The organism is Treponema primitia (assembly GCF_046533075.1).
Classification (GTDB): Bacteria; Spirochaetota; Spirochaetia; order Treponematales; family Breznakiellaceae; genus Termitinema; species Termitinema primitia_B.
This window is the reverse complement of record NZ_JAJQRB010000012.1, coordinates 1-11762: the sequence shown is the minus strand read 5'-3', so window position 1 is coordinate 11762 and position 11762 is coordinate 1. Positions and strand designations below refer to the sequence as shown.

Sequence of the window (11762 nt, the reverse complement as noted above, 5' to 3'; positions counted from 1 at the left end):
TTGATTCCCGCCCTAACTACAAGGTTTCTAGCTTTCAACATTTCATCCAAGGCTAAGCTCCATTCAATCTGCTTGGGGGTTAAATCCTTTATACTCTTGGGAACCTTAAAATCTGTAGGGATTATAAAATCATTTTGGGGGATAGGGTTATAAGGAATCATATCACTTTTACTAGAAGTGATTACCTTACCGTTAACTATTTTGGAAGTTATTACCATCATCATATTACCGCCTTATTAAGCTCCCTAACCAATAAGGGCCTAATACCTTAGTTAGTTATGAAGCTAAAAAATGATGTAATTTAATAAGGTACAGCTATTCGGGAATATATCAAGTTGAAAAACCTGAGCGTACATTCAAAGAAAGGCGCCCATTTTTTGAAGTCCGGTAAATATTCATAAATTTATTTTTCGCCCTTTAATACATTTTGTCTGATCAAAATCACCATTTAGGTTGGCAGTACCAACATGTTCGCCATTTTGATTAAATACTTCATATTCATCTTTATGCAAATTATCCATATACCAATAATACCCTGTTTTGTTTTCCATAAAAACAGGCTTCCCCTGTACAACGGCTCCTTTTTTTCTGGAAAAAGAATTTTTATTAAATAAAGAAAATTTTGCCCTGTCATTTGTATGAAGCCATAACTCCAATTCTCCTTTTTCAGTCACAAATGGTATACGCACAAATTTAGGCAAACCAGCGATATGTTTAGCATCTTTGATAACCAAAAGAACATCACGACAAGATTCAATATGGTCTACCACATTAATCAATAAATGTTTTTGATCAGGATAGTTAATTATATTTTCTACAACAACAATGATTATTTCAGGCGTATTATTATTGTTCACGACAGGATATTTATTATAAGTATATAGTAAATAATTACAGGTACCATCTCTCAGGATTTTATTTTGGATATCAATACTTTTACGCGTTAGGAAATTTTCAAGTTTATATTTTGCATTTTCTAAATAATGCCCAGTAATAAATGCATCACACATATCAAGAAATATTTTTATGTTTTTTGAATCGTAATATATTTTTATGCCTTTATCTTTTCTGATGAAATTTAATAAGCATAATACATTACCAATAATATTATTAAAAGAAATTTCATCCGTAATTATCTTACAAATATCATCTTCTTCTTGTGGCAATAATAAAAATGTATTCAGCGCCATAACTAAAATCCCATTATCAGTTCCAAATCATGCTGTGCTTGATCAAAAAAACCTTCCGGTTGATTGCTTATTTTTCCACCTTCAAGAACTTCTATTTCTTCAACAGTCGAAGACTGCTCATTATCCTTTTCTCCTAAATAAAAAAGTTTTACATTATTTTTGTTGATTCCCTTTTTATTAATTTCAAAATTCTTACAGGCAACAAGTATTCCATTTATAATATGATCACTATGTGTTTCAACAATTATTTGAATGCCTGCTTGGGCAGCCAGACATATTAATTCGGTTAATTTAGCCTGTCCCTGCGGATGCAAATGAGCCTCCGGATTTTCAATGAATAAAATTGAGTCCTGAGGAGAAGATAATACAGCAACAAGTATCGGCATTACATAGGTTAAGCCAAATCCTACATTTGACGACTTAAATTTATCCGTCTTTCCCTGCGGTGTATTGTATTCATATTTTAATTCATAATCAAGACTTCCTGCCTCTTCGATCACGATATTAACCTGCGGACTTATTTCTCGTTCCCATGCTGAAACCTGAGAAAACAAATCAGTATTTTTTTCAACCCTTTCAGTTTCAAGGCACAATTCCCGCAATACTTCATTATTTCGTTTTCTATCCAAAAAATGAACGAAGTATTCAGCCTTTCCTTCTATAACAGATATTTGATTATGAATATCAACAACAACATCATTTTTGGGGTAAGAGGATTGAGGACCTAATCTGGCAGCACTAATGAACTGACAATTTTTTCCAAATAATGCTTCATCGGTTAATTTTTCAATATCGAAAATATGCTCTAATTTATTCATGAGCGTTTTTGTTAAATCTTTTATTTCAAAGGAAAAAGATATATCCTGAATGTCTGTTTTCATTTTAAATGAGATTTCATCCTTTAGACTATACTGATAAAGCGCATCTTTTGCTGTACCAATAGCAACAGAATCCGTTTTTAAATCCAAATAATCAAACTGAGATTTATTTAAATAAGCTTCTCTCAGTAACAACAATGCTTGTATAACAGAAGATTTCCCTGATGCGTTTTTCCCGCATAACACGGTCAAGTTTGAAAAGTTTAATATGGTTTCCTTGTGTGACTTAAAATTATTAATGGCAAATGTTTTGATCATTTTATATATTCCTCCGCAAGAGCTCTGAATATTTCATGCCTCTTTTTAACATTGTCCTTTGTTGCTGTTGAGGTTGTGATAGCGTTAAAAAATATATCATTGTCCCGCTGTAACTTCCTAAATAAATCTTTGAATTCTTCTTTGTGATCAAGCAATTTTCTCTGTTCATCTTGATTTAATCGGGCAAAACAAACACTTATTACCTCAAATAACGGCTTATTTATTCTTTTGATTACAATCCGCTCTGTTTTTCTGAAGGCGTCTTCGGAAAAAATTTGGAAAGACAAATTCATTGCTCCCTGAAATTTTTCAAGTATTTTCTTTTGCTCCAATAAATTTTGTGGTATAGATTTTGTCCCGATAGTCAGGAATGAATCCATATCAGGCTCATATTCTTTATATCCACGAATATAAAAACTTATAAATCGAGTTGCAAAATCTAAATCTTCCTGCCTTGAGGAGGAAACAGAATTATTAGTTGCCAATTTAAAACTTTTCCCCTCATCTGTTTCCGATGATATTAATTGTTCTAGAAAATCAATTCTATATCCTTGAAACAATGCGGTTCTAATTTCCTGCGGCTTTAGTTCAAGCCCACCCTGATTTATTCTGCTAAAAATATTATATTTTACTTCTTCAGGCGTACCTTTCCCAACTAAGTTTATCGTTACTTGATTTGTCTCAATTCTGCGCTGAATACTTCGCGGGAGCCCTGCCCATGTTTTCCCTTCGTATTCCCGTTTAAATTCCAAATCAGACAATCGAAGCGGATTTTTATTTTTGGTTAGAGTTTCTTCTTTTTCACCCACAAGAATGAAATGCTCTAATGTACTTATTCTTTGTAATCCGTCTATTACTCTCCATTTCTTGTCTTCTGCTTCATCAAAATAAAAAAGCGGAATCGGCAGATTCAACATTAATGATTCTATAAACCGGCTTTTCTTTTTATTATTCCACAAATTGGGTATTCTCTGATACGATGGAATTAGTATTTCGTCAAATCGTAGCATGTCTATTAATTGTCCAATTGTCCGCGGAATAATTTGAATTGATATCTCATTAGGGTTGAAGGGAATTTCCGCATTAATATTATCATTCCCTTCTTCTTTTTCTATCTCGTCATTATCACTTACATTTTCCATATTGACTGCTGTTTCAAGTTCTCCATTAATTGTTTCCTTCATTCATCTACCCCTGTATCTCCAACGTCCTCAAACTCACCCTCGCCAACCGCCGTATCAGGTCAAGCACCGACTCAATGGCCCCCTTATTCCCCAGCTTATATTCAAAAACCCTAGGCGGTATACCCTTTAGCCTGGAACCATCGCAGAAGGTCAGGAAACCGGAAAAGACCGTTTCCCCCTACTCATCCTTAGTATAATCCAGGCGGTGGGTCTTTGTCTCCCTGGCATTTACCGGAGTGGGTATCGCGGTAATTCCCTTATGGGGAGCTATCTTTTCAAAGCCTATCCGCCTGTCAAGATGACATTATTGCAAAATATGTCATCTTGATAGGGTTATAGATGTTTTAGCTAATACCGAAATTATCGCTCCCCTCAATCCCACAGTAACCCTTCTTTGTCATGTTGCGTTTTAAAGCTTACCTGCCTTGCGTCCGTAACTATATCGGTTGTTTTTATTTCCCCAATTAAAATCGGCGATTTTGGATTGTGCGCTTTATAGTTTTTTATTGCAAGATTAGTGTCCTTAGTGGCATAACAATATTTACACCCGTTTGGGCAGGTGTTATATGCTCCTATATCGTTACTTGGAATACAGCCGCAGCCTTTTCTCGTCGGCTTCACCCTTGCTTTTAGTTCCTTGCCTATTGCTTTTTCTATGATGGGTACGGTGATACACCCTGAACGGTTAATACCATATTCCGTATAGTCGTTATCATCGCCACAGGTTTGAATACGTAAATTATGCCTTTGGGCAATTTTCCCCATTCCCTTTAGTAAAACTATTTTTTCTTCCTCTGACACCGATCTAAGCTCCGGGAATGTAACGGACAATTTTTTATACATTTCAACAAAACTGAAAATACAAAAATTTGTATATGGAGCTATTTTTTCAGCCATTTCATCATAGCAGTTCAAGTGATGCTCTATTGTATATTTAGGCGTAACAAAAACAGGGTCATACCGCCAGCACAAATTATTTTTCCCTACCACATGGGAAAGTTCCTTAAATGCTTCTATCATTTCGTTATAATCCGGTACCCCAGGCTCCATGTCTTTTCCGTAACTTGTTATCGTTACATAGAAAAACATTTTAAACCCCCTTGCCTTTATTTCATCAAGTTTATCCATTATTGGTTTCGGATTTTTGGTACAGAAAATAATACAATCCACTACGCCGGGATCTAATTTATATTTTGATACCTTATCTTGAAAAAGCGGATTTCGGGAAAAAACATATCCTTCCCGTATTCTATTTATCAGCCATTCGCTGTAATAATTTGTTATATCAGTTCTTCCGCCGACATTTATAAACATTTCCACCCCACATCACAGAACTGCTTATATTTTCACCGATATCAAAAAACCGTTTATTGTCGGGGTAAGGGTTATACGCTCACTGCCGCTTCTTTTTACGTGCAAGGCCGGAATAAGATACCCATAGAGGGAACCAATCCCGGCGCCGACAATAACATCGGTCAGGAAATGATTACCGGATAGGATGCGCCCTGCGGCTATTCCCGCCGCAAGGGAATAACTTATACCCACCACGGGGATACGCCACTTGGAATCGGGGTACTCGGTTAAAAAGGTGGAGCTTAAGAAACCGGCGGCCATAAAAGCCAGAGAAGTATGGCCGGATGGAAAGCTGTCCTCATATTCGGAAGATTGATCCCCGGGGATCTCACCGGAATAGCAATAAGGGCGATACCTATTAATAGCACTTTTTAAAATATCCTTTGTACCGTAGATTAAAAGAAACGCCTCCGCATACATAATCCCATAGGCCGCAATGGCGTTAAAATCCTTAATATTTCCTGCCAGCGATAAAGCGGGAAGGACCAGAAGCCCATAGATGCCAATAGAGGTGACAGTATCAATCTGCCCATTGTATGAATACATTAAAGGACGGTCAAAATTATTAATAGTATCTTTTTCAAAATCATCCGGAACCGACGTCGGGTTATTAATGAAAAACGGAGCGGCAAAAACACCAACTGCCGCCGAACCAATGATCAAATCCTTCTTCAATTCGAAGGTATAATGACTCTCGGCAAAGGCCGTACCTATCTGCATGATAATAAATAACACAACGACAAATTTCTTCATATAAATCTCCAACCGGTAATGCTTACGAATCAAAAGCTGATGATATTTACACCTTAAACTTCTGCACGATCTGCTGTACCGCATCGGCGGAAGCGTCATTTTTGGCGGCGATTTCGGAAACCTGTTCCGCCATTGCCTGCATGGACCCGGTTTTATCAATTGACTTTTCCGAATATTCCAGGATGAGCCCGGTATTCTCAACCAGAATATTGATACCCTCAAAGACAGGAACACTGTTTTCCTTCATCGCCTGGGCTGCATCGTAAATTGCCTGGGCAGTACTGTTCACATCGCCTGTGGCCGCAAGGATCTCCCGGATGCCCCCATTCTGTTCAGACATCGAAGCATTCACCTGGGTTATCATACCGCTGAGTTTTTCTATATCCGCAGAGATATTATCAAAGGATGCCGTGGACCGTCCGGAGGCGGACACAATAACCTTAATGGTATTCTGAATTTCCTGGATAAAGGATTTTATGATCCCCGACTGCTCCGTGGCGGTCTCCGAAAGGTTACGGATCTCCTCGGCTACCACCGCGAATCCCTTTCCCGCTCCTCCTGCGTGGGCCGCTTCAATAGCGGCGTTCATAGAGAGCAGATTGGTCCGGGCAGCGATCTTGGTAATCGCGCTGTTGGCCTCAATCAAATTTTCTATCTGCTTTACAATCTGGGTAATACTGTCCGACGTTTCCCGTTGGGTATTCCTGCCGGCCTGGGAATTCTGCACCAGCTGTTCATACCGGTTGTTGATTTGCCGCATATTTTCGGTGACCGACTGCATCCCCTCGGTCATATGGTTCACCGCCTCCGAAGCCTGCTCCACCGCCCCCATTTGTTTGGAGATCATCGTCTCCAGGCTGTCGATCTTTTCTTCGATCTTCTTGACCCCATCATAGGTGGCGTGGGCATGGGTGTCCTGATTCCTGGCCTGGTCCCGTATCTCCGACACACCGTTGAACACGGCGCCGATGGAATCAATCATTCCCTGGGACTGTCCCCGCAGGTTTTCTGCGTTACCGGCAAGCTCCGTAAGAGACCGGCTTATGGCGCCGATGATTTCCCGCAGTTTTCCCACAAAGAGGTTAAAGTCCCGGGCGAGCTTTCCTATCTCCACTGATTTTTGCGCCGGGATGGAAACCGTCAGGTCCCCCTCGCCGGAGGCTATCTCCTCCATAGGCTTAGCGATAGCCTTAATGGGGCCGAAGATCATCCTCAGGAAGAGGAACATCAAAAAGATGCCCAACAAGACAAAGCCTACGGAAATCAGCACCTGCCGCAGGATCTGGGTAATTATGATATTGTGCAGGGACTGTCCGTCAAAATCGCAGCCCACAATCCCCACAACCTGGCTCCGGGAATTCAGAATGGGGGCATACATGGAGATGACCCAGCCCCAACCTTCTTGAAAATCAAGCTGGGACGCATGGGTGGCGCCGGTATCCATGGTCAGTAAAAAGGCGGGATCGTACTCGGACACATCCTCCTCGGACCCCATGGGCGAAAAATTTTCCTCGTCATCAGGATCGCTGCTGCCATCGATGATATACCGGTACTGGGCGCCCTGCACGGGAGCCATGGTATACAAAAACTTGGCGCTGGAATTTTCTTTCAGAGTAAGCATCCTAAGCCGGGTTTCCTCATAATAGGGATCATTCAGGTCCAAACTCCGGGAGAGATCTTCGAATTTATCTCCATTAATGAAGGCTGCGGTGTTCCTCGCCAGCGGCATACCCTGGATGCCAAAAATGTTCGAAGCGGCGCTGATGATCTGCCGTACGGAAATGAGGGTTATTACGGTACAAAGCATAATGATAAAAAGAGTAAAAAAGAAAACAAAACGAAATTTTAACGAATCAAAGACAGACGTACGCTTTTTTATCATGGTATAACCTCATATATAAGATCATACCATAATTTCGGAATAAAGTACCATAATTTGAAGGATTTTAACCGCAAAGCCGCAAAAGTCGAAAAGGGGGGATTAAAATTTATATCAAATCCTTCTTCTTTCTCATTGACCGCGCAAGCGCCTCCACATGCCGGTACCGCAGCAGCATATCCACAAATTCCCGGTTCCCCATGGGCGGCGCCTTGAAATAGAAGAAGTGGCTCCCGCAGCCGCAATCAGAGGAACCGAATTCCGGTATGGGCTTTCCCCCCAGCTGCTCCAGATCCCGGGCCAGATCGCATTCCAGGTTCCGGTAAGAGAGGATGGGCAGGGCCTTCATTTTTCCCGCCCAGGGGGTGAGGTAATCGAGATGCCAGTGTTTCTGCTTTCTCTGCCGGCGCAGGTGCCGGTTGATGCGCTGGGACAGGTTTTTCCGGGCGGACCCGGCGTAGACATACCAACCCGCCTTAAACCGTATCGTCCCCAGAGCCCCCACCTCAATATCCTGGTTAGCCGGCAATTCCAGCAGTATCAGGTAGTTCCCACTATTGCTTTCCGCCAGTTTCCCATGGGAGAGGTCCACCGGCAGGGCAGGAACCGTCAGTATCGCCCGGCCTGAGAAATCACAGCGGAGCAGGGCAGCGTGGATGGTCACGGGACCACAGGCCCTTCCCCCGGGCGAAACCGCCGCATGGCCGAACCTGCTCAGGGCGGCGGCGAATTCCGGGTCCGTGTGGAGGTTTGGTATGAACACCGTGGGCTCGCTGTGGGTGATAACAAAGAGTACATGGCAGAGATAGCCCTGGGTTGTTAGTTCCGCCAGCTCCTCCAGGTGCTTCAATGCCCGGCCGCTGGGAGCGTCGGGGAACATGGCTACCCCGTATTCGATGAGGGAACAGGCCTTAACCTCCACCAGGTGTTTCCGCTTTTTAGCGTCGGTACAGAGGAAGTCAAAACGAGAATTCCCCAGGGTATATTCGGGGCTAATCTCCGTAAGGCCGGGAATTATCTCTTTGAGGATGAGTTTTTCCGCAGCCTTGTTTGCCCTGGAGGAAAAGAGGGGCGCCACGGTATCACGGTAGTAAAGACCCGCCGCAGTCCAGCCGGTCTTAGCCTTTAAATTCCCCTGGTCCCGTTTTTCCAGGATGAGCCGGGTACCGGGAAAGACAAACTCAATGAGCCGCCCCGGGTTGGGACAGTGGCAGGCTAACTCCTTTTTTTTACCCACCGGAGAAGCGATGATAAGGAAACGGTTTGGGCGGCGGACAAAGAGGGCCTCCGTATCGTTGGTAAAAAGAGAAAGCTCCTCAGCCATGGGCTTTACCGGCGAAGCCCCGGAAGATTACATCCCACTGGGTGGCGAGCATACCGCAGAACATCAGGATAAAGCCCAGGAGGGTCCAGCGGCCTAGGGGTTCCGAAAGGATGAGCACCCCGCCGATGGCGGCAAAGACCCCCTCAAGGCAGAGGATGATCGAAGCATGGGCCGGGGGAGCGTCTTTCTGAGCCACCGTTTGGAGGGTATAGGCCACCCCCACGGAGCAGAGCCCGCCGTAGAGAATGGGGATAAGCCCCCCCATAAGAGCGGCGGCGGAAAGGGGCTCCATCCGTACCAGGGCAACGATGCAGGAAAGTATCCCGCAGCAGGCAAACTGTCCGGAGGAAAGCATAAGGGGATCAATTTTCTTTACCATTGCATCGATCAGCAGGACATGGATGGTCCAGAAAAGGGCGCTTATGGCGGTGACAATATCCCCGGGATTAATAGAACCGAGGTTTCCGGCGGCGCTGAGAAAATAGAGCCCCATCAGGGTGAATACCGCCCCAACCCAGGTGGGTATTCCGGTCTTCCGCCCCAGAAAAATACCGAATATGGGGACCAGTACCACATAGAGCCCGGTAATGAATCCCGAATGTCCCGCGGTGGTGTAGATTAGCCCCACCTGCTGCAAGGACGCAGCGATAAAGAGGCAGATCCCCGCCATCAAGGAGGAAAGGATGAGCCGCTTTGGGAAAAACTCCGGCTGCCCCTCCCCGCCCGCCTTCGCTGCTGACTTATACCGAAGAAAAAGAATCAGGGGAAGCAGGGAAAGGCTCCCCAGAAGAAACCGTATGCCATTGAAGGTAAAGGGTCCGACATACTCCATCCCGGTACGCTGGGCTACAAAGGCAAAACCCCATATGCAGGAAGTCAATAATAGAAGAATATCCGCACGGAAAGCCCGCTTGTTCATGGATAAATGGTAATACAAGAACGCGGAGTTTGAAAGAGGGGATTATCCCCGTAGGAATTCTAAATTCAACCCTGTGAGCCGGGCGAATCGGAAAAACGCCGGTGGGGCGGGGAAGCCACAGCGCGGGATGCTTGTAGAGTCTGCTTGCGGAGCCCAGTAGGTCTCCTCCAGCAGGGAATTCCAAATATCCCGCGCTGTGGCTTCCCCACCCCACCGGCGCCTGTACGATGGGCCTGTGTTTGGTTGTATTGCCCCGGGATCTGGGGGCGCTTAACGAAGCTATGATTAAAGAAAGATACGGGATCTGGTATACTGAGGCGGTTCGGTAAAACGACTGCTGGTTGTAGCTGAAACTGGGACAGTCATCATTTAGTATTTCTGTGTGGTACCGCCGTACACGTCCATTGATTATTTCTCCAATGTGTCATTGTGTTTCATGTCGGCTAATTTATGATTATATTCAAATGCCTTATCGCGTATCGCGTCCAATTCCTCCATGGTTGTTGCATTTTCAATTTCCCTTTTCAATGCATATATTTCCGTTTGTGCCTCATAAAGCGGATGGGTAACATCGTTTGAAACACCTATTTTCCTTGAATAATGGTAATAATTTGCTGCTGTGCCAACAAGCCATTCGTTTAACGACTCTTTATGTGTAGATATTTCATATTCTTCTTTATCGTCCATGTGAGAGTATTTATACTATTTAACGAATTTTGTCAATTACTTTTGTAAAATATTTCCACTTATAACCGCCAATCTTTCCCACTATGCCATATTTACATACATACATGTATTAGTAATTATATTGAAAACGGCGCCTGGCGCCAAACGAAGAATTTAAACCACGAAGGACACCAAGGAACACAAAGGGGAAGAAGCAAATGATACCCTTCGAGTCCTTTGTGGTTTCATCTTCTTAAAAGGTGAGGGGCAATTTGGCAGTGGGGCTTAAAAACTTTGTAAACAGCCAGGCCATTATACACACTGTTTTGAAAAAGATGTGTATAATAATATTGACAAACAATGAAAAAGAGAATAAACCATAGTAAAAGGGGTCCCATTATGGAAACAAACTTGAAAAATTTAATTGAAAAGGTCAAAAAATTAAAAAACAAGGATATAAATGAGGCCCAAACTAAGGATTGGTTGATTAGGCCTTTTTTTGAATTATTGGGATGGGACTTTTCTGATCCTGACGAAGTTGTTCCTGAGGATACAGATGTTTCAGGAAAGAGGCCCGATTATACTTTTAAGATAGACAATATTTCAAGAATTTTAATAGAAGCCAAATCAATCGGCAATCAACTTGATGATAAAAAAATGATTAATGAAAAAATGAATTATTGTGCAAATGCCCAAGTTCCATTTTTAATTATTACAAACGGCTGCCTGTATAATATTTACTACGCAAAATTGGATGGTCCAAATACCGAAAAATTATTATTTGATTTTCAATTAAATGATGACCTGGATGAAGAAATAATAAATAGGCTAAAAAAGGAGTCCGTAAAGAATGACGAATTATCAGGATTTGCAAAACAAACATTTATTTTGACAAATCTAAAAAAGACCTTAGAGGCGTTGTTTCAGGAACCTCAGAAAAAAATGATAAACCTTATAAATGAAAAGATGAAAGAAATTATCGGATACACATTTGGTGATGCCGATATAATATCGTCTCTACCACATTTTAATATTCAAATAAATAGTGATAATTACGATTTACAATGCGACCTTGATAGTACCGATTCTAAATCTGACCAAAAACAATATTCTATAAACGAACACTTTAATAACGGTAAATGGGACAATAGTTTGAATTTATACAAATCTTTTATAAAAAAAATAGAAGATGAAGGCATTGCCTTCGAACAAAATCCAACAAAATTATATATTGGGTTAATTTCTAAAGGGACTAATAAACCTATCTGCCAAATACATGGCCTGAAAAAAGGATTAAAGATACTGATCAATATAAAAACAAACGAATTAACAGAACAAGAAAAACTACAGGTTAGGGA

At 42.3% G+C, this 11762-nt stretch carries 10 protein-coding genes and 1 pseudogene; 1 reads left to right on the top strand and 10 read right to left on the bottom strand.

Annotation, left to right across the window (positions count from 1 at the left end; all coding sequences use genetic code 11):
• From LQZ19_RS02635 to LQZ19_RS02590, 10 genes are all read right to left on the bottom strand, one after another.
• A partial coding sequence (locus tag LQZ19_RS02635) for a hypothetical protein (RefSeq protein ID WP_411046090.1) occupies positions 1-224 on the bottom strand: 224 nt, incomplete at its 3' end.
• 171 nt (positions 225-395) lie between these two features.
• A complete protein-coding gene (locus LQZ19_RS02630) occupies positions 396-1190 on the bottom strand; it encodes a hypothetical protein (protein WP_411046089.1) in 795 nt (264 codons plus the stop codon).
• 2 nt (positions 1191-1192) lie between these two features.
• On the bottom strand, positions 1193-2326 hold the full coding sequence (locus LQZ19_RS02625; protein WP_411046088.1) for an AAA family ATPase: 1134 nt from the start codon (positions 2324-2326) through the stop codon (positions 1193-1195).
• Entirely contained in the window at positions 2323-3510 is a 1188-nt protein-coding gene (locus LQZ19_RS02620; protein ID WP_411046087.1) for a DUF262 domain-containing protein, read from the bottom strand. The genes LQZ19_RS02625 and LQZ19_RS02620 overlap by 4 nt, the downstream gene beginning before the upstream one ends.
• 372 nt (positions 3511-3882) lie before the next feature.
• Positions 3883-4824 carry a DUF1848 domain-containing protein gene (locus LQZ19_RS02615; RefSeq protein WP_411046086.1) on the bottom strand — a complete coding sequence of 314 codons (942 nt, stop codon included), beginning with the start codon at positions 4822-4824 and terminating at the stop codon, positions 3883-3885.
• A gap of 24 nt (positions 4825-4848) precedes the next feature.
• The gene (locus LQZ19_RS02610) at positions 4849-5616 is read right to left on the bottom strand and encodes a phosphatase PAP2 family protein (RefSeq protein WP_411046085.1); all 768 of its coding nucleotides are present in this window, start codon (positions 5614-5616) and stop codon (positions 4849-4851) included.
• 46 nt (positions 5617-5662) lie between these two features.
• The gene (locus LQZ19_RS02605; protein ID WP_411046084.1) at positions 5663-7498 is read right to left on the bottom strand and encodes a methyl-accepting chemotaxis protein; all 1836 of its coding nucleotides are present in this window, start codon (positions 7496-7498) and stop codon (positions 5663-5665) included.
• Between the two features lie 106 nt (positions 7499-7604).
• Positions 7605-8819 carry a DNA/RNA nuclease SfsA gene (gene sfsA, locus LQZ19_RS02600; protein WP_411046083.1) on the bottom strand — a complete coding sequence of 405 codons (1215 nt, stop codon included), beginning with the start codon at positions 8817-8819 and terminating at the stop codon, positions 7605-7607.
• Entirely contained in the window at positions 8812-9738 is a 927-nt protein-coding gene (locus LQZ19_RS02595; RefSeq protein ID WP_411046082.1) for a DMT family transporter, read from the bottom strand. The genes sfsA and LQZ19_RS02595 overlap by 8 nt, the downstream gene beginning before the upstream one ends.
• 408 nt (positions 9739-10146) lie before the next feature.
• Entirely contained in the window at positions 10147-10425 is a 279-nt protein-coding gene (locus LQZ19_RS02590) for a hypothetical protein (RefSeq protein ID WP_411046081.1), read from the bottom strand.
• 378 nt (positions 10426-10803) lie between these two features.
• Between LQZ19_RS02590 and LQZ19_RS02585 the strand changes: the two are divergent.
• A pseudogene (locus LQZ19_RS02585) lies at positions 10804-11762 on the top strand (hypothetical protein); the annotation flags it as partial.